The sequence below is a fragment of the Pseudomonas sp. Irchel s3b2 genome (assembly GCF_900187445.1).
In the GTDB taxonomy this organism is placed as follows: Bacteria; Pseudomonadota; Gammaproteobacteria; order Pseudomonadales; family Pseudomonadaceae; genus Aquipseudomonas.
The window spans coordinates 103,200-127,215 of record NZ_FYEB01000009.1; the positions used below are offsets into that span (position 1 = coordinate 103,200).

General features: G+C 59.2%; 19 protein-coding genes and 1 pseudogene. 3 read left to right on the plus strand and 17 right to left on the minus strand.

The features are described from left to right. Positions 1-15: 15 nt before the first annotated feature. Both pgl and zwf read right to left on the minus strand, forming a co-directional pair. A complete protein-coding gene (gene pgl / locus CKW20_RS19115) occupies positions 16-729 on the minus strand; it encodes a 6-phosphogluconolactonase (RefSeq protein ID WP_095054322.1) in 714 nt (237 codons plus the stop codon). Further along, entirely contained in the window at positions 716-2,185 is a 1,470-nt protein-coding gene (gene zwf, locus CKW20_RS19120) for a glucose-6-phosphate dehydrogenase (RefSeq protein ID WP_095054323.1), read from the minus strand. The genes pgl and zwf overlap by 14 nt, the downstream gene beginning before the upstream one ends. A gap of 228 nt (positions 2,186-2,413) precedes the next feature. Here zwf and CKW20_RS19125 point away from each other — a divergent pair, with 228 nt between their 5' ends. After that, positions 2,414-3,274 carry a MurR/RpiR family transcriptional regulator gene (locus CKW20_RS19125; RefSeq protein ID WP_176466927.1) on the plus strand — a complete coding sequence of 287 codons (861 nt, stop codon included), beginning with the start codon at positions 2,414-2,416 and terminating at the stop codon, positions 3,272-3,274. 37 nt (positions 3,275-3,311) lie between these two features. Here the strand turns inward: CKW20_RS19125 and CKW20_RS19130 are convergent, their stop codons facing one another. The 12 genes and pseudogenes from CKW20_RS19130 to edd all read right to left on the minus strand — a co-directional run bounded on the left by CKW20_RS19130 (position 3,312) and on the right by edd (position 17,085). Continuing rightward, positions 3,312-4,181: a D-hexose-6-phosphate mutarotase gene (locus CKW20_RS19130; RefSeq protein ID WP_095054325.1), complete on the minus strand. Its 870-nt coding sequence runs from the start codon at positions 4,179-4,181 to the stop codon at positions 3,312-3,314. Between the two features lie 231 nt (positions 4,182-4,412). Further along, positions 4,413-5,759, minus strand: a complete 1,347-nt coding sequence (locus CKW20_RS19135; protein WP_095054326.1) for a carbohydrate porin — start codon at positions 5,757-5,759, stop codon at positions 4,413-4,415. Positions 5,760-5,947: 188 nt separating this feature from the next. Further along, positions 5,948-7,108 carry an ABC transporter ATP-binding protein gene (locus CKW20_RS19140; RefSeq protein ID WP_095054327.1) on the minus strand — a complete coding sequence of 387 codons (1,161 nt, stop codon included), beginning with the start codon at positions 7,106-7,108 and terminating at the stop codon, positions 5,948-5,950. Between the two features lie 3 nt (positions 7,109-7,111). Then, complete coding sequence (locus CKW20_RS19145) at positions 7,112-7,957, minus strand: carbohydrate ABC transporter permease (RefSeq protein WP_030131859.1); 846 nt, start codon at positions 7,955-7,957, stop codon at positions 7,112-7,114. After that, entirely contained in the window at positions 7,950-8,858 is a 909-nt protein-coding gene (locus CKW20_RS19150) for a carbohydrate ABC transporter permease (RefSeq protein WP_007902369.1), read from the minus strand. The genes CKW20_RS19145 and CKW20_RS19150 overlap by 8 nt, the downstream gene beginning before the upstream one ends. 165 nt (positions 8,859-9,023) lie before the next feature. Next, positions 9,024-10,331: an ABC transporter substrate-binding protein gene (locus tag CKW20_RS19155; RefSeq protein ID WP_095054328.1), complete on the minus strand. Its 1,308-nt coding sequence runs from the start codon at positions 10,329-10,331 to the stop codon at positions 9,024-9,026. A gap of 129 nt (positions 10,332-10,460) precedes the next feature. Beyond that, positions 10,461-11,720, minus strand: coding sequence for an AGE family epimerase/isomerase (locus CKW20_RS19160; RefSeq protein ID WP_095054329.1), 1,260 nt, complete (start codon positions 11,718-11,720; stop codon positions 10,461-10,463). Positions 11,721-11,847: 127 nt separating this feature from the next. Then, positions 11,848-11,958 (minus strand): annotated as a pseudogene (locus tag CKW20_RS30210) (N-acetyltransferase); the annotation flags it as partial. A gap of 5 nt (positions 11,959-11,963) precedes the next feature. Further along, a complete protein-coding gene (locus tag CKW20_RS19165) occupies positions 11,964-13,433 on the minus strand; it encodes an ATP-binding protein (RefSeq protein ID WP_095054330.1) in 1,470 nt (489 codons plus the stop codon). Further along, entirely contained in the window at positions 13,423-14,154 is a 732-nt protein-coding gene (locus CKW20_RS19170; RefSeq protein WP_095054331.1) for a response regulator, read from the minus strand. Before CKW20_RS19170 ends, CKW20_RS19165 begins: the two co-directional genes overlap by 11 nt. Before the next feature lie 157 nt (positions 14,155-14,311). Continuing rightward, the gene (locus tag CKW20_RS19175; RefSeq protein WP_095054332.1) at positions 14,312-15,262 is read right to left on the minus strand and encodes a glucokinase; all 951 of its coding nucleotides are present in this window, start codon (positions 15,260-15,262) and stop codon (positions 14,312-14,314) included. Continuing rightward, on the minus strand, positions 15,259-17,085 hold the full coding sequence (edd, locus tag CKW20_RS19180) for a phosphogluconate dehydratase (protein WP_095054333.1): 1,827 nt from the start codon (positions 17,083-17,085) through the stop codon (positions 15,259-15,261). Before edd ends, CKW20_RS19175 begins: the two co-directional genes overlap by 4 nt. Positions 17,086-17,304: 219 nt before the next feature. Here edd and gap point away from each other — a divergent pair, with 219 nt between their 5' ends. Both gap and CKW20_RS19190 read left to right on the plus strand, forming a co-directional pair. Further along, positions 17,305-18,306, plus strand: a complete 1,002-nt coding sequence (gene gap, locus CKW20_RS19185; protein WP_008013978.1) for a type I glyceraldehyde-3-phosphate dehydrogenase — start codon at positions 17,305-17,307, stop codon at positions 18,304-18,306. A gap of 128 nt (positions 18,307-18,434) precedes the next feature. Further along, positions 18,435-18,899 carry a methylglyoxal synthase gene (locus tag CKW20_RS19190; RefSeq protein WP_095054334.1) on the plus strand — a complete coding sequence of 155 codons (465 nt, stop codon included), beginning with the start codon at positions 18,435-18,437 and terminating at the stop codon, positions 18,897-18,899. A 41-nt stretch (positions 18,900-18,940) separates the two neighbouring features. Here CKW20_RS19190 and CKW20_RS19195 read toward each other — a convergent pair whose 3' ends face one another. The 3 genes from CKW20_RS19195 to CKW20_RS19205 are packed head-to-tail and all read right to left on the minus strand — an operon-like array spanning position 18,941 to position 24,008. Continuing rightward, on the minus strand, positions 18,941-19,762 hold the full coding sequence (locus tag CKW20_RS19195; RefSeq protein WP_095054335.1) for a DUF4123 domain-containing protein: 822 nt from the start codon (positions 19,760-19,762) through the stop codon (positions 18,941-18,943). Then, a complete protein-coding gene (gene tssI, locus CKW20_RS19200; RefSeq protein ID WP_095054336.1) occupies positions 19,759-21,816 on the minus strand; it encodes a type VI secretion system tip protein TssI/VgrG in 2,058 nt (685 codons plus the stop codon). The genes CKW20_RS19195 and tssI overlap by 4 nt, the downstream gene beginning before the upstream one ends. Positions 21,817-21,845: 29 nt before the next feature. After that, positions 21,846-24,008 (minus strand): lipase family protein, encoded by a 2,163-nt coding sequence (locus CKW20_RS19205; protein ID WP_095054337.1) that lies wholly within the window; start codon positions 24,006-24,008, stop codon positions 21,846-21,848. Positions 24,009-24,016: the final 8 nt, after the last annotated feature.

Sequence of the window (24,016 nt, forward strand, 5' to 3'; positions counted from 1 at the left end):
CGGCTGATCCTTGGTTCATGGGCACCAGTAAATCTCTAACGTAGGTTGCAGAAACGCCCGAATCGGCATGGCAGCGACATCGTCACCGGCCAGTGCGGCATTCAGGGTAGTCAGCTTGGACTGACCGGAAATCGATAGAACAGTGTGCTTCGCCGAGGCCAGCAACGCGCGACTCATGGTCAGGCGTTGACGGGGCACGGTCGGCGCCAGCATTGGCCAGCAGCGACGGGTACCGTCGACTTTCAAGGCATCGGCCAGGTTCGGGCTGTTGGGGAACAGCGACGCGGTATGACCGTCGTCACCCATGCCCAATACCAGTACGTCGATCGGCGGCAATTCGGCGAGCAAGCGATCAGCCTGTTCGGCGGCCTGCTCCAGATTGGCGGTGGCACTGTAGAGGCTCAGGAACTGAGCTTTGGCCGCCGGGCCTTGCAACAGGTAACGCTTGAGCAAACCGGCATTGCTGTCGGCATGTTCCACCGGCACCCAGCGCTCGTCAGCCAGGCTGACAACCACTTTCGACCAGTCCAGCGCTTGCTTGGCCAGGTGCTGGAAAAACGCCACCGGGCTACGTCCGCCAGACACCACCAGCGTCGCGGCGCCTTGTGCGGCAATCGCGTCGCTCAGTTGTTTGGCCACCGCCAATGCCAGGCCTTCGGCCAGCAGCACCGGGCTTTTGAACTCATGGGCGCTGACGCCCTGAGGCAGTTTCAATTCAGATATCGCCATACCACGACCTCCCGTCCCGCGTAATCAGTGCAATGGAGCTCATCGGCCCCCAGGACCCGGCCGCGTACGGCTTGGGCGCATCACCGGATTTTTTCCACCCGGCGATCAACTGGTCACACCACTTCCACGCGGCTTCGATTTCATCTTTACGGACAAACAAATTCTGATTGCCACGCATTACTTCCAACAACAACCGCTCGTAGGCGTCGGGAATCCGCGCGCTGCGATAAGTGTCGGAAAAATTCAGCTGCAACGGACCGCTACGCAGCTGCATGCCCTTGTCCAGGCCTTGTTCTTTGGTCATCACGCGCAAGGAAATGCCTTCGTCCGGTTGCAGGCGGATGATCAGTTTGTTGCTGATCTGCAAACGCTGCTCGGGGGCGAAGATGTAATGCGACGGCTCCTTGAAGTGGATGACGATCTGCGACAGCTTCTGCGGCATGCGCTTACCGGTGCGCAGATAGAACGGCACACCGGCCCAGCGCCAGTTGCGAATGTCGGCACGCAGGGCGACGAAGGTTTCGGTGTCGCTCTGGGTGTTGGAATTAGGCTCTTCCAGATACCCGGGCACCGATTTGCCTTCGCTGTGGCCGGCGATGTACTGGCCGCGCACCACTTGAGTGGTCAGGCCTTCCGGGCTGATCGGCGCCAGTGCCTTGAGGACTTTGACTTTCTCGTCGCGGATGCTGTCGGCGGACAGGTCGGCCGGCGGGTCCATGGCGATCAGGCAGAGCAATTGCAGCAGGTGATTCTGGATCATGTCCCGCAGCTGCCCGGCCTTGTCGAAATAGCCCCAACGGCCCTCGATCCCGACCTGCTCGGCCACGGTGATTTCCACGTGGGAAATGTAATTCTGGTTCCACTGGGTTTCGAACAGGCTGTTGGCGAAACGCAGGGCGATCAGGTTTTGTACGGTCTCTTTACCCAGGTAGTGGTCGATGCGGTAGGTGCGGTTCTCCGGGAAGAACTGCGCCACGGCGTCGTTGACCTTGCGCGAGGATTCAAGGTCCGAACCGATGGGTTTTTCCAGCACCACGCGGGTGTTTTCGCTCAGGCCGACCTTCGACAGGTTCTCGCAAATAGCGCCATAAACCGCCGCCGGGGTGGCGAAGTAGGCAATCACCCGCTGGGCGCTGCCAGCCTGCTCGGCCAGGGCGACGTAATCGTCAGCCTTGAGGAAGTCGACGTGCAGGTAGCTCAAACGGGCCAGGAAGCGCTCGAGCACGGCGTCATCCAGCTCTTTGGCGCCCACGTAACGGCGCAGCTCAGTGGCGATGAATGCCAGATGCTGTTGCTCGCTGCCGGGTTCACGGGCCAGCGCGATAATGCGCGTATCCTCATGAAGCAGGCCGGCACCATCGAGTTGATAGAGGGCAGGAAACAGCTTGCGCAAGGCCAGATCGCCGAGAGCGCCGAACAAGGCAAAGGTGCAAGGTTCAACCGTAATCGAAGGCATGATGTTTGTTCTTTTATCAAGTTAAGCTACAAATACCTTTTTTCAAGGCATCACTCAAGGGAAAATGTAGTAATAACCACAACATTTTCGCAAAATATAGATTCCGAGTGGTGGTCGGTCGGAGCCATCAGTAGGATAGGCCACCGTTATGGGCCGTATCAAAGGCCCAATTTGCATTAGCCGAACGCTTATTTGCGCTGCTGACCTAAGGAACATGAAATGGACCGCGTGCGAAATTTACTGGAACAGATCCAGAATCGCCTTGAAGACCTGAACAAGGCAGAACGCAAAGTCGCCGAAGTGATCCTGCTCAACCCGCAGCAGGCCACCCGGTTCAGTATCGCCGCCCTCGCCCAGGCCGCTTCGGTCAGCGAACCGACGGTCAACCGTTTTTGCCGCTCGTTCGGTGTCAGCGGCTACCCGGAACTGAAACTGCAGCTGGCCCAGAGTCTGGCCAGTGGCGCGGCGTATGTCAGCCGCGCGGTGGAAGCCGACGACAACCCGGAAGCCTACACTCAGAAAATCTTCGGCAGCGCGATCGCGTCCCTGGACAGCGCCTGCCAGGCATTGGACCCGAACCTGATCAGCCGTGCCGTCGACCTGTTGATTCAGGCCCGGCAGATCCACTTCTTCGGTCTCGGCGCCTCGGCACCGGTGGCGCTGGATGCGCAGCACAAGTTCTTCCGCTTCAACCTGGCAGTGACCGCCCATGCCGACGTGCTGATGCAACGCATGATCGCCTCGGTGGCCCATACCGGTGAGTTGTTCGTGATCATTTCCTACACCGGCCGCACCCGCGAGCTGGTGGAAGTGGCGCGCATCGCCCGGGAAAACGGCGCTTCAGTACTGGGCCTGACGGCCGAGGGTTCGCCGCTGGCCAAGGCGAGTACCTTGAGCCTGAACATTCCACTGCCGGAAGACACCGACATCTACATGCCGATGACGTCGCGGATCATTCAGTTGACCGTGCTCGATGTGCTCGCCACCGGCATGACCCTGCGCCGGGGTGTGGATTTCCAGCCGCATTTGCGCAAGATCAAGGAAAGCCTGAATGCCAGTCGGTATCCGATTGGCGATGAGTTTAGTTAACCCGTACCGATCGTTCCCACGCTCTGCGTGGGAACGATCAAGCGCAGAGCGTGGGAACGATCACCCGCGCCTGTAAACTCAAATGCGCCCGCTCCCCCGGCGGCAGGCACAGGCTATCGGTGCCGCCGCTGGCCGCTTCCACACAGACGAACTCTAAAACCTCGCTCCAGCTCACGCCCAGCAATGGCCGCGAGCCCGGATGCCAGACCACCGTGTCCGCATGGTCACCGGTGTCGATGCACAGTTCCCGCTGCCAGGCGTGGTCCTTGAGCTGCAATTCACCGTCATGCTGAAACACGCGCTGACAACCGCCATCTACCCGCAACTCGCCTTCCTGCTGGCAAACCTGGCGGCTCAACTGATCGTAACCCTGCGCGCCGTCAAGCCCAGACAGCGCTACCTCAGCCACGTCACCAATACGCCAATAGGCGTGCAACGCCTGGCTCAACTGGCACGGCATGTCGTCCTGATGCTCGGTGCTCAGGTGCAAATCCATGCGCTCGCCCAGGTGTGCGTGCAAGTCCACTTGCCAGTCGCACAGCTGTAACTGCCAGTGCAGATGCACGCCTTCGTCATCACTGCTGCTGTCGAGCAATTTCCAGTCGAGCAAACGCGCCCAGCCATGGGACGGCCATGCGTTTTCGCTCGGATGGCGACCGTACCACGGCCAGCACACCGGCACACCGCCGCGAATCGCACCGACATGCGGCCACTTCGCCGCGCACCACAGCCAGGGTTTCTGACCCTTTGGCTGGAAGTGCAGCAACTGCGCGCCCTGACGACTGAACACCGCCTGACACAGCGGATGGTCGATCACCAGCACATCGCGCATCTGATAGCGCTCCCACGCAAACACCGGACGTTCGCGCAAGGATTTGAAGAAGCGTTGTAGCGGATGCTCAAGCATGTGCCACGGTCCTGAAAATCATTTTTCTACCCGATCGTTCCCACGCTCTGCGTGGGAATGCATCCCGTGACGCTCTGCGTCACATACGATGGACGCAGAGCGTCCAGAGCGGCGTTACCACGCAGAGCGTGGGAACGATCTGTCCAAGGGGTGTGCTGCCCCCAAAAAAAAGCGGACAGCCATGGCCGTCCGCAAAAATGCGCACATAGAGAGGAGCTTATCGCAGACGCGTTAGAACACCGACTGAATTTTCAGGCCGGCGACCAGCGCGTTGTCGACTTCATCCACACCACCTGGGTGAGTGATGTATTGCAGGTTAGGACGTACGGTCAGCCAGTTGGTAACGTGGAAACCGTAGTTGATCTCATAGTTGTACTCGGTGGAGCGCAACGGCGAGAACAGTGGATCGTTGTAGTCGCTGACACCATTGGCGGCGTTGACCAATTCGGCGTTTTTCTTCACGTCATCGTTGACATGGATACGGGCAAAACCGATCCCGACGTCATCTTTTGGACGTGCGTCGAATGGGCCCTTGTACACAAACATCAGCGACTGGTAGTTGTCGACGATGTTGGTGTCCTTGTCGTGGAAGGTGGCGTTGGCCGCGATGTTCAGACCGCGTGAAGCATCGCCGTTGTGGGTGGTGAGTTGTTGCTGCGCCACGAACCAGTAGCCGTGCTTGCTGTCATGGCTGCGATAGGCGTTGCCGGTGGTCGCTGCATCATTGCCGTTGTCGTCTTTACGGACGTCATCGGCATTGGCCGTGCTCTTGTAGTAACCGACACGGTATTCGCCCGGCAGGTTGTTGACCTTCGGTGACCAGACCAGTTCGACCGGCAAGACGGTGCCCTCGGTACCACTGCCACTGAGCTTGAAGCCGTTACCGTGCTCCAGTTGCGACGGGTTCTGGTTATACGCGCCGATCTGCGCATAGAACTCAGGCGTGATGTTGTACTTCACGCGAACCGCCGCCTGCATGACCGGCCAGTTGTACCAGATGTTGGTAGCCCAGTTACCCGCTTGGGAACCGCAGAATGCCAGGTTCTGGAACTCGCAAGGGAAGGTGTTGAAGTCTTCGCCTTCGCCGAAGTAACCGGCCTTGACGTCCAGTTTACCGTCGAGGAACTGGTGCTTGATCCACAATTGGGTCAAACGGACCATGTGGCCCCGACCGTAGACTTCCTGAGAAGAACTCAAGGTGCCGGCACGCGGGTCGCCGACACGGTCATTGGAGATGTTCTCACCGTTACGGTTGGTGAGCTGGATCTTGGCCTGGGTGTTATCCCAGCCCCACAGCTTTTCCAGGTCCAGCGCCACGCCCAGACCAAACTGATCGGCGTAACGCGCCGTCTTGTCGTCGTTGTAGCCGCCATGCAGATTCGCGCCCACTTCACCGACGTAGTCGGCCTTGATGTCGATACCTTGTTCGATCAGCCTGGTCCGTGCGCCACCCCAATCCCCGGTCATCCACTGCGAGTCGGCACTGAACGCGTCAGCCGCGTGTGCGCTACCGGCCATAATCATCATCGCAAGAGCTGACAACTGGCAGATAAGCTGAGCGTTGTTGTTCTTCTTCATCCCTACATCCTCGTCTTTATTGTTATTAACTGTTTTTATCTAACGCGGTTTACAACGGTTGTGACGGATGACATATCACCCGCCACAGATTCCCCCTGTAGGAGCCAGCTTGCTGGCGAATGCGGACTGACATTCAACATGTGATGTCGACTGTTAAACCGCATTCGCCGGCAAGCCGGCTCCTACACTCAACGGCCTTTGAATTGGGCGACGTTGGCGCTGTGAGCTTCGGTTTTTGGCAGGCCGGCCACCCCCAGGCGTTCACCGGTCTTGGCATCGAACAGCAGCACTTTCGATGGATCGAATTGCAAAGTCAGGGTCTCGCCCACGGCTGGCGCGACGTCCGGTGCCAGGCGGCAGCAGACTTTGGTGTCGTTGAGATTGACGAATACCAAGGTGTCGGGGCCGGTCGGTTCGGTGACCTGCACTTCGGCGCGAATGGTCGGCAAACCATTCGGCTCGCCGTTCGCCAGCACGATCTGTTCCGGGCGCATGCCGAGGATCACTTCGCGGTCTTCGAGGCCGGCGTCCTGCATAGCCAGCGGCAATTCGCAGCGCGCCTGACCACTGTCGAGCAGCGCTATCAATCGACCTTCCTTACGCTGCAAACGCAGGGGGATGAAGTTCATCGGCGGCGAACCGATGAAGCTCGCCACGAACAGGTTGGCCGGATTGTTGTAGATGTCTTTCGGCGTGCCGAATTGCTGAATGATCCCGTCCTTCATCACCGCCACTTTGTCGCCCAGGGTCATGGCTTCGATCTGGTCGTGAGTCACATAGACCGTGGTGGTTTTCAGGCGCTGGTGCATCAGTTTCATTTCGGTGCGCATCTCGACCCGCAGCTTGGCGTCGAGGTTGGACAGCGGTTCGTCGAACAGGTAAATCTTCGGCCGCCGCGCCAGCGCCCGGCCCATGGCCACGCGTTGTTGCTGACCACCGGAGAGCTGACCCGGTTTGCGGCTGAGCAGGTGTTCGATTTGCAGCAGCTTGGCCACGCGAGCGACTTCTTCGTCGATTTCGGCCGTCGGCATTTTGCGAATTTTCAGGCCGAACGCGATGTTGTCGCGCACGCTCATCGTCGGGTACAGCGCGTAGGACTGAAACACCATGGCGATGTCGCGATCTTTCGGGCTCATGCCGCTGATGTCGGCGTCGTCCACCAGGATCGCCCCGCCGCTGATGTTTTCCAGACCCGCGATGCAGTTCATCAAGGTGGATTTGCCACAGCCCGATGGACCGACCAGGATCAGGAACTCACCGTCATTGATCTTCAGCTCGATGTTTTTCAGGGTGTCCGGCAAGCCGGCGCCGTAGGTCTTGTTGACGTTGCGTAATTCGAGAGTTGCCATGTTCTACCCCTTGACCGCGCCGGACGTCAGCCCACGCAGGAAATACTTGCCAGCGAATATGTAGACCAGCAGTGTCGGCAGCCCGGCGATCATCGCGGCGGCCATATCAACGTTGTATTCCTTGGCCCCGGTGCTGGTGTTGACCAGGTTGTTCAGGGCCACGGTAATCGGCTGGGCATCGCCACTGGCGAAGACCACGCCGAACAGGAAGTCATTCCAGATTTGCGTGAACTGCCAGATCAGGCAGACCATCACGATCGGGATCGACATCGGCAGCAGGATCTTCCAGAAGATCGTGAAGAAGCCCGCGCCATCCAGCCGCGCCGCCTTGACCAGCGCATCCGGAATGCTCACGTAGTAGTTGCGGAAGAACAGCGTGGTGAACGCCAGGCCGTAGACCACGTGCACCAGCACCAGGCCCGTGGTGGTGTTGGCCAGGCCGATCTTGCCGAGGGTGAACGAGGCTGGCAGCAGTACGGTCTGGAACGGCAGGAAGCAGCCGAACAACAACAGGCCGAAGAACAGTTGCGAACCACGGAAGCGCCACATCGACAGCACATAGCCGTTCATGGCACCGATGAAGGTCGAGATCAGTACCGCCGGGACGGTGATTTTCACCGAGTTCCAGAAGTAGCTGCCGACACTGTCCCAGGCCTTGATCCAGCCGATGCCATCAATCACTTGCGGCCAGCTCAACAGGTTGCCGGTGCGGATGTCTTCCGGCGATTTGAAGCTGGTCAGCAGCATCACCACCAGCGGGACCAAATAGATCGCCGCGGCCAGCAACAACGTTGCGTAGATTGCGATACGGCTGAAGCTGATCGCCGGTTTGCCAAGTTGATTACTCATGGCGTTTGCCTCGCAATTCGGAGTACAGGTACGGCACCAGAATCGCCAGGATCGCGCCGAGCATCATCATGGCGCTGGCCGAACCGATGCCCATCTGGCCGCGGCTGAAGGTGAAGGAATACATGAACATCGCCGGCAGGTCGGACGAGTAGCCGGGGCCGCCCGCGGTCATCGCCGCCACCAGGTCGAAGCTCTTGATCGCGATGTGCGCGAGAATCATGAAGGCGCTGAAGAACACCGGGCGCAGGCTCGGCAATACGATCTTCAGGTAAATGGTCGGCAGGCTCGCGCCGTCGACTTGCGCCGCGCGGATGATCGATTGATCAACGCCACGCAGACCGGCCAGGAACATCGCCATCACAAACCCGGAGGCTTGCCATACGGCAGCGATCACCAGGCAATACACCACGCGATCCTGATCCACCAGCCAGTCGAGGCGGAAGCCTTCCCAGCCCCAGTCGCGCAGCATCTTGTCCAGACCCAGGCCTGGGTTGAGCAGCCATTTCCATGCGGTACCGGTAACGATCATCGAGAGCGCCATCGGGTACAGGTAAACGGTGCGGATGAAGCCTTCCTTGCGAATGCGCTGATCCAGCAACACCGCGAGGAATACACCCAGCACCAGGCTGATGCCGATGAACATGCCGCCGAACACCGCGAGGTTTTTGCTCGCGACCCACCAGCGATCGTTGTCCATCAGGCGAATGTATTGCTGCAGGCCGACCCACTTGTAGCTCGGCATGAAGCTGGAATTGGTGAAGGACAGAACAAATGTCCAGATGATGTAACCGTAAAAACCAACCAGGACGATCAGCATGCTAGGCGCCAAAACCAGCTTGGGGAGCCAGCGCTGCAATGCGTCGAACGGTGAGGCTTTGCTAAAAACCGCCACAGAGCTCATCGGGATAATCCAGGTGAAGAAGTGAGAATCACAGAGCGATCCTTTGTAGGAGCGAGGCTTGCCCGCGAAGGCGGTGTAACGGGTGACAAATGTGTTGAATGTCAGATTGCTTTCGCGGGCAAGCCTCGCTCCTACAGGGGAACGCTCTCAGATATGTGCCGGAGATTACTGGGCAGCTTTGACGGCCGACGCCAGTTGCGCGCTGGCCTTGGCCGGGTCAGCGTTCTTGTCGTTCATGAAGTTGGTGACCACATCGAAGATCGCGCCCTGCACGGCCAGGGAAGTGGCCATGTTGTGCGCCATGCTCGGTTGCAGGCCGCCGGTCTTCTCGTCAGCCAGGAAATCTTTGGCGGACGCTTGAGCGCAAGAGTCAAAACCGAGCTTGTCCATTTCATTCAGCATGTCGGTACGCACCGGGATCGAACCCTTGTTGATGCTGAAGACCTTCTGGAAGTCCGTGCCAAGAGCGACCTTGGCCAGGTCTTGCTGCGCGGCGATGTCGCCTTTGCGATCGGCTTTGAGCTTGAACACAGCCATCGAGTCGATGTTGTAGGTGAAGGCTTTTTCGGTGCCCGGGAACGGCACGCACTGGTAGTCCTTGCCTGCAACTTTCTTCGCGGCGGTCCATTCGCTCTTGGCCCAGTCGCCCATCATCTGCATGCCGGCCTTGCCATTGATGACGTCGGCGGCAGCGATGTTCCAGTCACGACCGGCGCGGTTCGGGTCCATGTAACCGGTGACTTTTTTCAGCTCGGTGAAGGCCTTGGCCATCTCAGGCCCGGAGAGGGTTTTCTGATCCAGGTCGACCAGGGCTTTCTTGTAACCGTCGGCGCCCATGACCGAAAGCACCACGTCTTCAAACACGGTGCTGTCCTGCCAAGGCTGGCCACCGTGAGCGAGCGCGATGAAGCCGGCAGCTTTCAGCTTGTCGCCAGCGGCATAGAACTCTTCGAGGGTGGTCGGCGCTTTTTCGATCCCGGCTTTCTTGAAGACTTCCGGGTTGATCCACAGCCAGTTGACGCGGTGGATGTTCACCGGAACGGCGACGTAATCGCCTTCGTATTTCACAGTGTCGGAGACTTTCTTGATCAGCAGGCTGTCCCAGTTTTCCGACTTGGAAACTTCTTTCAACGCATCGGTGCTGAGCAGGCCAGTGCTGCCCCACTCCTGGATGTCCGGACCTTTGATCTGAGCAACGCCCGGCGGGTTACCTGCCACGGCGCGGCTTTTGAGTACGGTCATGGCCGTGGAACCGCCACCACCGGCGACTGCGCCGTCTTTCCAGGTGAAGCCGTCTTTTTCGACTTGGGCCTTGAGCACGTCGACGGCTGCTTTTTCACCACCAGACGTCCACCAGTGAACGACTTCCACCGAACCTTTGGAATCGGCAGCAAGGGCACTGACAGGGAATGCAGCAACGGGAAGCAGCGAAGCGAGAGAAATGACAGTAGCGAGGCGAGAAATCGCATTCATCTAGTAGTACCTTTCTTGTTGTTATGCATGCAAGTCTGGTGCTTGCGCTGCATAGGATTCTAAACAGGGGATGCCCCTTCGCAGGTAACGAAGGGACGCGCGAATGTCACCACATGGTTACATAGCTGGTTACACAGTAACGCTCTGGGACAACTGCGCCAGCGCACTGGCCATGCTCGGCGCCAGCGGCAGGCGCGGGATCAAAACGGCTTGCCAGGCGTGATACAGGTCGGGTTTGCCGGCCCAGATATCGGCGCTCGGACGGTTCAGCGGGTCGAGTTCGTGGTGCCAGCTGCCATCGCATCGATCGATGAAATGATTGTCACAAAACTCCCAGAACAGTCGATACCAACGCTCGTATTGCTCATCACCGGTGCGTTTAAGCAGTGCACTGGCGGCGGCGCTGGCTTCGGCGTGGGTCCAGTGCAGGCGATGACGAACCACCGCGCGATTGTCCCAGTCGAGGGTGTAGACAATGCCCGGCGCACCGTCGACGTCCCAGCCGTGACGGCAATTGTGCTCGAAGAGTTTTTGCGCATCGGTGGCGAGCCAGCCCGGCGTGAGTATCCCGGCCTGCACCCGCGCCGCTTCAAGATGCAGCAACAGCCGCGCCCATTCGAAACCATGGCCCGGCGTGGTGCCGTAAGGGCGGAAACCATCGGCCGGGTTGTCGTGGTTGTAGTCACGCAGCGGCTGCCAGTCGCGATCGAAATGCTCGACCACCAGGTAATCGTTGGCCGCGGCGTGATCATGAATAACGCGCTCGACGATGCGTTGGGCGCGAATCAGCCAGCGGTTGTCCTCGGTGACATCGGCCAGGGCGAGGAAGGCTTCGGTGGCGTGCATGTTGCTGTTCGCGCCGCGATAGGCTTCCTCGCAACTGAAGTCGCGGTTGAAGGATTCGCGCATGGCGCCCTCCTCCTCGCTCCAGAAATGCGTGTCGATGATATGGATCGCATCGTCAAGCAACGCTTGTGCGCCGGGACGTTGGGCGACCACTGCAGAACTCGCGGCCAATGCAACGAAAGCATGCAGGTAAGCGGCTTTGTCGGTATTGCCGTCGCGATGTTCGGGCGTGGCGAACCAGCCTCCGTGTTCGGCGTCATGCAGCGGCCCACGGAGGGCTTTGATGCCGTGATCCACCAGCTCGGCAAAACCCGGCAGGCCCTGGATATGAGCCATGGCGAAGCTGTGGGTCATGCGCGCGGTGTTCATGGTTTCAGCTTGCGCGTTGGCCGGGAGGCGACCCTTTTCATCGAGGTTGCCGAAGCCTTCGGCAATCTTTGAATCCTTGGCAAACGCCAACAGACGCAGGCCTTCGGCGGCGAGCCATTGTTGATGGGCAGGCGCGTTCAGCCAACTGCTGAAGGCGGGTTGGAAGGGGTCCATGGGAGTACCTTTTTTGTTGTTATGACTGGGGGCAGTCTAAACAACGGGCGGTGGCGGGCAGGTAACGAAGGGGGCGAGTTGTGTCACCGAGCTGTGACATTTGCCTCGACTCTGAGGCGAGTGATGTCTTGTGGCGAGGGAGCTTGCTCCCGTTGGACTGCGCAGCAGTCCCATTCTTTTTGGGGATAAGCGGGACCGCTTCGCGCCCCGGCGGGAGCAAGCTCCCTCGCCACAGGGGCGGTGTCAATCCATTGATCGCGGCAACTGCAACGTCACCCGCAACCCGCCTTCACGCAGGTTTTGCAGGCTGACTTCACCGCCGTGGCTGTGGGCAATGTTGCGCGCAATCCCCAACCCCAAGCCATAACCCTGCTGCTGCCCGGCCAAGCGGAAGTGCGGCTCGAACACTTGCTCCAGCCGCTGCTCCGGCACGCCCGGCCCTTCATCGTCGACATGCAAGACAAACGCGCTTTCGTCGTCATCGATGTGCAGATGCGCGTTCTGCCCATATTTCAAGGCGTTGTCGATCAGGTTGCCGATGCAGCGCTTGAGCGCCAACGGCTTGCCGGGATACGGTGCCAACGCCCGGCCATGCTGGGTCACACGGCCATTGCCGTTAGGCGCCAGATACGGCTCCACCAGACAGTCGAGTACATGATTGAGGTCCACCGGCTCGATGTTTTCGTGGATGTCGGTGTCTTTCACGCATTGCAGCGCGCCTTTGACCAACAACTCCAGCTCATCCAGATCACGGCCGAACTTGGCTTGCAGCTTTTCGTCTTCGAGCAATTCCACCCGCAGTCGCAACCGGGTAATTGGCGTGCGCAAGTCATGGGAAATCGCACTGAACAACTGGCTGCGTTCGGTCAGGTAACGGCTGATACGTTCGCGCATCGCATTGAAGGCGCGGCCCACCTCCACCACTTCGCTGCCACCGCCCTCGGCTACCGGCTCGACTTCGGCACCCAGAGACATGTCCCGAGCCGCCCGCGCCAATCGCTTGAGTGGCCGGCTCTGCCAGTGCACCAACAGGCCGATGAACAGCAGCAGGAAACCGCTGGTGAGCACGATGAACCAGACCTGCTGCGCCGGCAGGCCTTGTTCTTCAAGACTGGTGTAGGGCTCGGGCAATAGCGAGGCGATGTACAGCCACTCGCCCGGCGCCATCTGGATTTGCGTGACCAGCACCGGCGGGTTCACCGGTTCCAGGGTCAATGCGTAATGTGCCCAGGAACGAGGCAACTCATCGAGCTTCAGACCGCCGTTGAAAATCCGCAGGTCTTCGGGGCTGACGAACGTCACCGAGATGTCAGTGTCCTGCCCCAGCGACTCGCGCAGCACTTCGTCCACCGCTTTGAGCACCGCCTCTTTGCGCGGGGTGATCGGCAGCACTTCCATGCCCAAGGGTTTGTCGTTGAGGGTCACCACGAAACGGGTGCCGCCCATACTGCGCAATTGATCGAGTACCAACGGCCTGAACGCCACCGGCAACGAGCGGAAATAACTGACGCTGGCCGTCATCGAATGCGCCAGGCTACGGGCACTGGTGACTAACCCTTCGAGCTGCGTGGCGCGCAATTGCGAAACCCAGATCACGCTCGACAGCGCCTGGGCGAACAGCACTGCCAGCAGGGTCAGCAGTAACATGCGCCCAAGCAACGACCGCGGCACGGGAACGCGCCCGGCGAGTTTGCGCAGGAACTCAGTGGCCATTGCTGGCAACCACGTTGGCTGCCAATTGGTAGCCGCTGCCACGCACGGTGCGGATCAACCTCGGTGGTTTTTCCGTATCGCGAAGGCGCTGGCGCAAACGGCTGACTGCCATGTCGACGATGCGATCGAGCGGCATCAAGTCACGACCACGGGTGGCGTTGCCGATGGTGTCGCGGTCGAGGATTTCCTGGGGGTGATCGAGAAACAGTTTCAGCAGCGCGAAATCGGCGCCGGAGAGAATCACTTCTTCACCGTCGATATGGAACAGACGATGGCTGACCATGTCCAGCCGCCAGTCGTCGAAGGCCAGCACTTCGCTGCCGGAACGCTCCTGACCGAACTGCGCGCGGCGCAACAAGGCTTTGATGCGCGCCTGCAATTCACGGGGGCTGAAGGGTTTGCCGAGGTAGTCGTCGGCGCCCAGTTCCAGGCCAATAACGCGATCGGCCTCGTCGGAACTGGCGGTGAGCATGATGATCGGCACATGGGCCTGGCGCGGGTGTTGGCGGATCCAGCGGCAAAGGCTGAAACCGTCTTCGTCCGGCAGCATCACGTCGAGAATCACCAGATCGCTCGGCGCGTCGTTCAAGGCCTGACGAAACCCTGCACCATCAGGCGTGGTGCGGACCTGGAAACCGGCGCGGGTCAGGTAGGTGTCCAGCAACTCGCGTATCTCTTGATCGTCATCGACCAACAAAATCGACTTGTTGACTGAGCTCACGGGGCGGCGTCCTTGTTGTTTGTGTTAGAGAGGATTATGCCTGATCGATCGTGGATCTATGGTGCCTGTTCCGGCCTCTTCGCGGGCAAGCCTCGCTCCTACAGGTATTGCATAACCTTGTAGGAGCGAGGCTTGCCCGCGAATGAGGCAACGCGGTCTAAGCCTGATCGAGTGCCACACCCGCGCCAACAAGGCCGGAATACGGCGCCGTCACCAGCCACACCGGAATGCCTTTGAAGTAATCGCTCATGCAACCTTTGTCGGCGAAGCAGCGGGCGAAACCACTTTCGATGAAGAAATCGGCAAACCGTGGAATCACTCCGCCAACGATGTACACGCCACCCCGAGCACCGGTGGTCAGCACGTTGTTGCCGGCCACGCGACCGAGCCAGCAACAGAACTGCTCAAGCACTTCCAGGGCAATCGGATCGCCCGCCAGCCCGGCCGCCGTAATCGACTCAGGCGTGTCGAGCACAGGCGTGTGACCGTCCACCGCGCAGATCGCCCGGTAGACCCGCGGCAAACCACTGCCGCTCAATGCCGTTTCAGCGCTGACATGGCCGATCTCATTGAAGATGTGTTGCCACAGTTGGGTTTCTCGCGGGCTGCTCAGCGGCAGATCGACGTGACCGCCCTCCCCCGGCAATGGGGCAAAACGGCCCTCGCCCAGATCCAGCAACGTGCCCACGCCCAGCCCCGTACCCGGGCCGATCACCACCGCTGGCCGCAACGGTTCCGGCGTGCCTTCGCAGACCACCCGAAATTCGCCAGGCTGCAAACGGGTCATGCCCAGGGCCATGGCCGAGAAGTCGTTGACCAACAGCAGTTGATCCACCTGCAAGGCCTTGCAGAAACCCTTGCGACTGAGCCGCCAGTGATTGTTGGTGAACTTGAATTCATCGCCGCTCACAGGGCCTGCCACCGACAGGCACACCGAGCCGATCGAACCCGGCGCCAGACCGAGCCCGCTCAGGTAGAGCGCAATAGCCTCTTCCGGGCTGGCGTGGTCTGCCGTCGCCAGCACCTGGACCGATTCCAGCTGCTGGTTTTTCCACAACGCGAAACGTGCGTTGGTGCCACCGATGTCACCGACCAGAGCCAGTTTCAATTAAGCGTCTCCAGGGCAGAAGTAAAGGCGCTGGCGCCTTGCTCTGCGGAGCTGAAGGCCATGCGCATGAAACCAAACAGTTCGCGACCGCTGCCAATGTTGTTGCCCAACAAACCTTTGGCTGGCTCGCGCGCTGCGAATTCTTCGGCGTCCACCTTAAGCTCCAAGGTGCCTTTGACGCCATCGACGCGAATGATATCGCCCTCTTGCACCCGCGCCAAAGCGCCGCCCACATAAGCTTCCGGGCTGACGTGAATCGCCGCCGGGATTTTCCCCGATGCGCCGGACATGCGGCCATCGGTCACCAGTGCAACCTTGAAGCCGCGATCCTGCAGCACGCCGAGGAACGGCGTCATCTTGTGAAGCTCCGGCATACCATTGGAGCGCGGGCCCTGGAAGCGCATCACCGCGACGAAATCTTTCTCCAACAGACCAGCCTTGAACGCATCGGCCAGGTCCTGCTGATCCTGGAACACCATGGCCGGTGCTTCGACGATCTGGTTTTCCAAAGCGACGGCGGATACTTTCATCACGCCACGGCCGAGGTTGCCTTCCATCACTCGCAGGCCACCCTCTGGCGAGAATGCGCGAGCGACCGGACGCAGGATGTTTTCGTCGAGGCTTTCGATCGGACCTTCGCGCCAGACCAGTTCGCCGTTATCGAGGAACGGTTCTTTGGTGTAGCGGCTCAGGCCATGGCCGAGCACGGTGTTAACGTTTTCGTGTAGCAGGCCGGCTTCCAGCAGTTCGCGGATCAGGAACGACATGCCGCCCGCCGCCTGGAAGTGGTTGATGTCGGCTTTACCGTTCGGGTACACGTGGCTCAGGGTCGGCACTACCTCGGAGAGGTCGGCCATGTCCTGCCAGGTCAACTGGATGCCCGCGGCCATGGCGATGGCCGGCATGTGCAGCGTGTGGTTGGTCGAGCCGCCGGTGGCGTGCAACGCGACGATGGAGTTGACCAGCGAACGCTCGTCGACGATTTCGCCGATCGGCATGAAGTCGCCGTTCTGCTTGGTCAGGCGGGTGACCTGGTGCGCCGCTTCGCGGGTCAGGGCATCGCGCAACGGGGTGTTCGGGTTGACGAATGAGGCGCCCGGCAAGTGCAGGCCCATGACTTCCATCAGCAACTGGTTAGTGTTGGCGGTGCCGTAGAAAGTGCAGGTGCCAGGGCTGTGATAGGACTTCATCTCCGATTCCAGCAGCTCTTCGCGAGTCGCCTTGCCCTCGGCGTAGCGCTGACGCACATCGGCTTTCTGCTTGTTGGAAATGCCCGACACCATCGGTCCGCCCGGCACGAAAATCGTCGGCAGATGACCGAAACGCAACGCGCCCATCATCAAGCCCGGCACGATCTTGTCGCAGATGCCGAGCATCAGCGCGCCATCGAACATGTTGTGGGACAGCGCCACAGCGGTGGACAACGCGATCACTTCGCGGCTCGGCAGGCTCAGTTCCATGCCTGGCTCGCCCTGTGTCACACCATCGCACATCGCGGGGGTGCCACCGGCGAACTGGCCGACGGAGCCGATTTCGCGCAGGGCTTTTTTGATCTGTTCCGGAAAGACTTCGTACGGCTGATGCGCCGAGAGCATGTCGTTATATGACGAAACTATTGCGATGTTGGCGGAGTTCATCATCCGCAGGCTGTGCTTGTCGTCGCTGCCACACCCGGCCACGCCATGGGCGAAGTTGGCGCATTGCAGCTTGCCGCGCATCGGACCGTCGCTGGCGGCGCTGCGGATCAATGCAAGGTAAGCCTCACGCGTGGTGCGGCTGCGGGCGATAAGCCGTTCGGTGACCTCAAGGACGCGGGGATGCATGTGTAGAACTCCAGGCTAACGGATGTGGCGACCTGATTGTCTATGCTGACCAAGCACCGCTGTGATCGGGGTGACAGACGGTTTTCTTGATCATTCGGACCAGTTGATTCAGGTCACTCGTTGTAGATAAAACAAAATATTGCCACTAAAAAGGCTTGTTTTCTATTTTTTTGCGAATAATCTTGTAATTCCAACAACAAAACGACGGCGGCGCTGTAAATGACTCTTCGAATCGCAATCAATGGTTTTGGCCGTATCGGCCGTAATGTCCTCCGCGCACTGTATACCCAAGGCTATCGCCAGGACCTGCAGATCGTAGCGATCAACGACCTGGGCGACAGCTCGATGAACGCGCATCTGCTCAAGTACGACACCGTTCACGGCACATTCGATGCCGATGTCCAGCACGATCAGGAAAGCCTGACCGTCAACGGCGACCGTATTTCGGTCAGCGCCATTCGCAACCCGGCTGAATTGCCTTGGGCTGCGGAGAAGGTCGACGTCGTGTTCGAATGCACCGGTCTGTTCACCGACCGTGCCAAAGCCGCCGCGCATATTACGGCGGGCGCGCGCAAAGTGATTATCTCGGCCCCGGCCAAAGGCGCCGACGCCACTGTGGTTTATGGGGTTAACCACGACATTCTGCGCCAATCGCACCAGATCATTTCCAACGCCTCGTGCACCACCAACTGCCTGGCCCCGGTGGCCCAGGTGCTGCACCGCGAACTGGGCATCGAAAGCGGTCTGATGACCACTATCCACGCCTACACCAACGACCAGAACCTGACCGACGTCTACCACACCGACCCGTACCGCGCCCGCTCCGCCACCCAGAACATGATCCCGAGCAAGACCGGCGCCGCTGAAGCGGTAGGCCTGGTGCTGCCGGAACTGGCGGGCAAACTGACTGGCATGGCGGTGCGTGTTCCGGTGATCAACGTGTCGCTGGTGGACCTGACCGTGCAGCTCAAGCGTGAAGCATCGGCCGATGAAGTCAACGCGATGCTTAAACAAGCCAGCCAGCACTCGAAGATTCTGGGTTACAACACCCTGCCGCTGGTTTCCAGCGACTTCAACCACAACCCGCTGTCGTCGATCTTCGACGCCAACCACACCAAGTCCAGCGGCAAGCTGCTCAAAGTGCTGGCCTGGTACGACAACGAATGGGGCTTCTCCAACCGCATGCTCGATAACTGCCTGGCGCTGTGCAACGCGGAATAAGCCCGCGCCGTAGGAGCTGGCTTGCCAGCGAAGGCGCCCTCAAGATCGCCTTCGCCGGCAAGCCGGCTCCTACAGGGCGAAGGCGTCCTCAGATCGCTATCGCCCTATCTGTTGCCCTGGAGCAACCCATGATCGGTATCAGCTTTACGCAAAAAACCCTGGCAGCGCGCAAGCGTATCGCCCTGGTTGCCCACGACCACTGCAAAATATTTTTGCTGGATTGGGCTGAGCGGCAGAAAGACAAACTCGCGCAACATGAACTGGTCGCCACCGGCACGACGGGGTTGTTGTTGCAACAACGCCTCGACCTGCCAGTGGAAAGCATGATCAGCGGCCCCTTGGGTGGCGACCAGCAACTCGGCGCGCAAATCGCCGAGCAGAAAGTCGACATGCTGGTGTTCTTCTGGGATCCGTTCGAACCGCAACCCCACGACCCGGACATCAAAGCGCTGCTGCGGGTCGCTGCGGTGTGGAACATTCCGGTGGCCTGCAACGAATGCAGCGCCGATTACCTGCTCAGCAGCCCGTTGATGGATCAGGCTCACGAACACCGCATCCCGGATTACGCGACCTATCTGTCGGGACGGGGCTAGCACAGGCTTGCGGTCTACCGACAGGTTTTGATCCCGGGAAGTCACTCGCCGCGCAGGCGCTCAAAATGAGCCTGCGCGTACTCTTCAGGCCTCGGATCCCAGTTTTTGATACGGGGCGTGTGCATCTCCCGCAAACGCTCGACAACCAAAAAATGCAGTTGCTCCGGCGTCTGCCATCCCCACCGCTGTGCCAGGTCGAGTTGTTCTATCAGCCAGGCTCTCGGCGACAGGCCTTCCGGCAATCGGGCAAGGTCCTCACTGTGCTCGGCCAACAAGTACTGACCCACATTAGCCAACAGGATCGCCCGCTCCTGGTTGACCGGTGCCGGGATATCCAGCCATTGCGCAGAGTCGGGGACCGGGTATTCGCCCGACGCCGGATTCTCTACTGTCGTCCAGTGCTCGCCCTGCCAGTAACAGGCACTGATGACCGGCCCCAGATATTCGGGGTACGCCGACTCGGGAAGATGAGCCAGCGCTCGCGCCAACACCCGATTATCGTGGAAACGGTACAGCGCCTGTTGCGATCGCTTCCCGATTAACAGACGTTCGCGCCAATGTTTCACCAGCATTCCGATCGAGTGATTTTCGATGCTCGCCAGCCACCCCCAATCCAGGGACTGCCCTTCGAACAACTCATTGAGCGATGACGGGTTCAGACTATCGATTGAAAAAATAAACGGGCCGCCCACGGCCAGCGCGGAGACGGCGGTTTCCCTGTAGACGCTGCGATAGTGTTCAGGTGTCAGCTGGTGCAACAAGCTCTGATGAATCCGCGGCGCCGCCTTCGAGTCAAGTATCAAACACAGACCGCGACCAAGTTGTGATTGCTGCGCCATCCACTGAACAGGCAGGTTGCTCATGCGCAGACTCCTTCGGTTGAACAAACTCCCTCTCGACAGGCTTCGCAGATCGGGCAGAAGTCTGCGGATTGCTCGCCAGCCAGAGCCATCAGCGCCCGTTGGACAAGAGCGATGACCGGCGCTCGTTCGATCGGGGCCGTCAATGCCTGAGTTGCACCCGGTATCAACGGTGCCGCCAGCGTACCCAGCGCGGGGCTGCCCCCCACCTCGATTGCACAACTGCTGTAAATGCCACTCGAACTGATCACAAAGTGCTGATCGCCAGCACACAAGGTCATGTTATCGCCTGCGTCGAGCACCAGTTTCACTCCCCCTTTGAAGTGAATTTCCTGACCCGCCTCAGCGACCAGCACCTCACCCACATAGGTATGGCTGCTTAGCGCGATGTGCAGATGATCATTGGCCATTAGCCGGGTTTTGCGGTCGCCTGTCGTGGTGCGATGTTCTTCGGTCTCGAACACACTGGTGCTGGTGCCCCTGATCGTTTCCCGGCGCTCGCGACCGACTTCCAGCCGACTGTCGTTTTCAATTTTTTGCTCCATGTCGCGCTGCGCCCGAACGTAGATCAACTCTTGCCCGGCGCGATCTTCGATATGCAATTCATTGAACCCTGTGCTCTTGCTCGAACTGCGACTACGAAAGACGCTTCGGGTCTTGTTCTGCGGCAGTTCATAGGGCACCGGGTTGGTACGGTGAGGCAGACAACCGGAAATCACAGGGCGATCGGGGTCGCCATCCATAAAGGTGACCAATACTTCCATGCCGACACGGGGAATGCTGACCATTCCGTAGCCGTCGCCAGCCAAAACGGTCGAGACTCTCAGCCAGCAACTGCTTTTATCGGTTTGCGGGTCGGTACGGTCCCAGTAAAAACAGACTTTGACCCGACCGTATTCATCACAGTGGATTTCCTCTTCTGCCGGCCCGGTGACTTTGGCGGTCTGACTGCCGGAAATGGTCGGTTTGGGGTATTTTTTCGGCGGTCGATACAGAGCCTCCCAAGGCGTCGCGGTGAAGGTGTTTCGATAACCCTGAAAGTCCGCGGCATGGATCTGACTGGGCATCGCCTCTTCCAGCACTTGTAATTGCTGGCCTTCATGGGTCACGCCGGTCAGCAGCCAAAGATCATTCCATTGCGCACGATGATGATCAGTCATGACGAGAAAGTGACCGCTGTGCAGGTTACCGAGGTCGCTGGAGCCTTCCGCCAAGCAGTAGTCGCTGCGATGTTGCTCCAACTGGCGCGTGGCCAGCCGCTTGCCCTCATCACCGTTTTTGAAACGTCCCGGCGCCCGGTAATCCTCCAGGGGCGGAGCGACCGGGCTTGCGCGCTTTTCTTCGAGACGCCGGTTCGGCTTTTCGAAGTCATAGTCCCGAATCGCCACCTGACTGGGACGAGTGGCGAAACGCACGCCGAAAGTGTCAATCACCGGGTGATCGGCAACCTGACCATTTTTTTGTCGAAAGACTGACGGCGCTAACCGGCGAAAATAGGTCTGATCATCGCCAAACACTAATAGGTGCCCTTCTGGGCTGTGCTGAAAATGATAGTGAATACCCGACTCTTCACAGAGGCGCTGAATAAACCCCAGATCGGTTTCATTGAACTGAACACAGTACTCGCGCGGCGGATAGACGCTTGGGCCCAATTGAAAAGCGAACGTATCGCCGAGAATGCCGTGCTTGTTCAAAACTTCGGTAATGATCTGCTCGACGCTGCGATGCTGAAAAATTCGCTGGTCGCTGCAGTGGGCCAGATACGCCAGTTGAGGCACTAACGTCAATTCATAACGCGTCAGTCGTTTACCTGACTCTCGCTGCGCAAAGTTATAAACCAGCCCGTGCAAGCCCTCGCCGGGAGGGCCAAAGCCGAGGAATGCAGGTTTGTGCAGCGGCGTCTCGAGGTCAAGATTCGACTGCTCATTGACCAGTTCCAGCGTCACCTCATAGGGCTGGCTGATCGATTCACTGGCTTTGAAGGCCAGGACCTGAAAGTCATGCTGCAACCCGCTGATATCGAGATAGAAGTGCGGTTTGGAGATTGAGTCATGCATCGGATAGTCCTTTAAAAGGTTGGCCACACTCAGCTGATCGAATCGATATCCAGCGGCTCGCGGGCCAGCAAAAATCCATCATCCAATTGCCTTGGAATCATTGCGTACTGCACCGGGCTCTGGTTTTCAGCGTGTTTTGCCCAGCGCTCCACGCTACCGGTGAACTCCGGTAACCGGGCAGCACTGCCGTACACATCCGCCAGGGTAAGGCGGCGATTGCGCACGGTTTGCAAACGCTTTTGGGTTCTCTCCAGCCGATCTTGCTCTCCGTACAGCGCATCCATCGCGGCCTTTTCCTTCGTCGTCGCACCATCCGGCCCCTCGTTATGGCGCGCCTGGCGGGCATACTCGTAAAGTTTCTCCCTGAGCGTTGCCAAGGCGTATTCGATGACGCGGTACTCGCGGTCGGTGACAATGGTTGCGCCGGTTTCCTGGGCTTGTTGCCAGCGGCGCAAGGTTGCCCAGGCAAAAGGAATGTAACTGGCAACCATCATATGGTCGGTGTAGTTGATCAGTTGCGCGAGCAGGCCGTCGCGGGCCGGCATATCACCCCGTCGCGTCTTTTCCAGCATGGCGGTACAGGCGGCATCGTCGATGGACTCGCAATCCGGGTCCCACAAAATCGACGACCACTCTTTGTCATTAAAGCGCACAGGCATGAAATGCTGCTGTTGCCCGTGATGCTGATAGGGATCACCGCCCACGCGCACCAGACCGGCGCCAAACAGCAACATGCCATAGAGTCCGGAAAAGACCGTCGTCACCAGGCCCGGGACCCAGACCTTCCAGTTAGCGTCCATCCACGGCGCCGGTACGCCGGGCACCGGGTCGTTATGGTTGACCATGCGGTGATGGACGAGGTCGGTGGCGCCTTCAACAAAGGTCGAGTCGCCAGCGCGTGGGGCGCCGTAGGTGTAGAGGAGGATGTTGTAATCCTCATCCGGAAATCGACGGAGTGCTTCGGCCAGCAACAAGGCGATGGCACCACCCAGGCTGTGGCCGCAAATGATGACTTTTTGCCCCGTGTGAAATTTATCCAGATAACGCAAAACGAACGCTTTCATCGCCTGAAACGCACTGTAAAAACCCTGATGGACGCTCCCGACACCTTCCTCGAACGGAACCTGAAGCGCGTGCACGTCACGTAATGCATCTTTCAGGCTGGCTGTGCCGCGCACTGAAATCAGAATGCCTTCATCATGGTGACAAATGAACGCCTGGGTATCGCCGCCATCTTCCTGATCATCGAAGAAATGCTGGTTGGCCGGGTGTTCCTGGTCCTTGCCTTTGTCCTGGTGGTTTTGCTCATACAGCGTCGGGTCGAACGGCAGGATTTCCAGCCGTTTTGAATAGGGCACGTCTTCGTACAACGGGTAAAATCTTTGGGACTGGCTCTTATCAATTCGCCAATTTTCCCGGTAACTGGCCAACGCCTCGCCAAACAGATTGCCGATGCTCGGATCCTCAGGAAAGCGCACTTTATCCAGCGGCTTTTCGCGCGGGTCCTGGGCGAAGTCGGTGTAACTCAAGGTCGCCATCAGGGCCAGTTGATAGAGATTCAGCGCACAGAATTTGTCATCGGTAGACAGCAGGGGCCGCAAGGCGCGCATCGGCCGCACTTCCAGCACATTGTGTTGGTTGGGGCTCAGCGCAATGCCGAACGAGTGCTCGGGGCCGAAACCCAGTTCGCTCATGGCCCGAAGCAGTGTGCTTTGGGGTTGGTAGAAGCGCTGGACCACCGGTGGCAAATGCGCACCATCACGGACCAGGTCCCGCACCTCGACCTGGACGAAGACATCGGCGTCTTTGATGGCCGGGTTGTGTTCACGACGAAATCCGTCTTCGTGGAAGAATCGGGTTTGTTCGGCGCGGTACTGGAGTTCGGTGATGGGGAGGGGGTAATAGTCTCGTTTTATCAAGTTTTCATATTGCTTATCGAGTCCGCTGTACCGCTTGTCCATGCTGAGTACGACAGGCCCACGGTAATGGTTCTCTACTTTGGCAAACCCTTCACCATCCAACCGTCCGCTATACTCTTGGCCGATGCTGTCCATAACGGTGTAATGCAAGCCGCCATAGGGTTTTCCATCGCCCTGTTCGTCAACCAATTGAAAACTTGTCCAGTGCCCCCGTAATGGGCAAGCCAGCATTTTTTTGCTGAAACAAGGAGTGTCACGCTCCTGAAGTGCCATGTCTGATT

Bases quoted from the DNA above. Each gene is read 5' to 3' on its own strand.
- CKW20_RS19160 (WP_095054329.1), bottom strand. From the start codon at position 11,720: ATGGACCCCTTCCAACCCGCCTTCAGCAGTTGGCTGAACGCGCCTGCC.
- CKW20_RS19140 (WP_095054327.1), bottom strand. From the start codon at position 7,108: ATGGCAACTCTCGAATTACGCAACGTCAACAAGACCTACGGCGCCGGC.
- gap (WP_008013978.1), top strand. From the start codon at position 17,305: ATGACTCTTCGAATCGCAATCAATGGTTTTGGCCGTATCGGCCGTAAT.
- CKW20_RS19205 (WP_095054337.1), bottom strand. From the start codon at position 24,008: ATGGCACTTCAGGAGCGTGACACTCCTTGTTTCAGCAAAAAAATGCTG.
- CKW20_RS19135 (WP_095054326.1), bottom strand. From the start codon at position 5,759: ATGAAGAAGAACAACAACGCTCAGCTTATCTGCCAGTTGTCAGCTCTT.
- CKW20_RS19155 (WP_095054328.1), bottom strand. From the start codon at position 10,331: ATGAATGCGATTTCTCGCCTCGCTACTGTCATTTCTCTCGCTTCGCTG.
- tssI (WP_095054336.1), bottom strand. From the start codon at position 21,816: ATGCATGACTCAATCTCCAAACCGCACTTCTATCTCGATATCAGCGGG.
- pgl (WP_095054322.1), bottom strand. From the start codon at position 729: ATGGCGATATCTGAATTGAAACTGCCTCAGGGCGTCAGCGCCCATGAG.
- zwf (WP_095054323.1), bottom strand. From the start codon at position 2,185: ATGCCTTCGATTACGGTTGAACCTTGCACCTTTGCCTTGTTCGGCGCT.
- edd (WP_095054333.1), bottom strand. From the start codon at position 17,085: ATGCATCCCCGCGTCCTTGAGGTCACCGAACGGCTTATCGCCCGCAGC.
- CKW20_RS19195 (WP_095054335.1), bottom strand. From the start codon at position 19,762: ATGAGCAACCTGCCTGTTCAGTGGATGGCGCAGCAATCACAACTTGGT.
- CKW20_RS19145 (WP_030131859.1), bottom strand. From the start codon at position 7,957: ATGAGTAATCAACTTGGCAAACCGGCGATCAGCTTCAGCCGTATCGCA.
- CKW20_RS19190 (WP_095054334.1), top strand. From the start codon at position 18,435: ATGATCGGTATCAGCTTTACGCAAAAAACCCTGGCAGCGCGCAAGCGT.
- CKW20_RS19150 (WP_007902369.1), bottom strand. From the start codon at position 8,858: ATGAGCTCTGTGGCGGTTTTTAGCAAAGCCTCACCGTTCGACGCATTG.
- CKW20_RS19130 (WP_095054325.1), bottom strand. From the start codon at position 4,181: ATGCTTGAGCATCCGCTACAACGCTTCTTCAAATCCTTGCGCGAACGT.
- CKW20_RS19165 (WP_095054330.1), bottom strand. From the start codon at position 13,433: ATGGCCACTGAGTTCCTGCGCAAACTCGCCGGGCGCGTTCCCGTGCCG.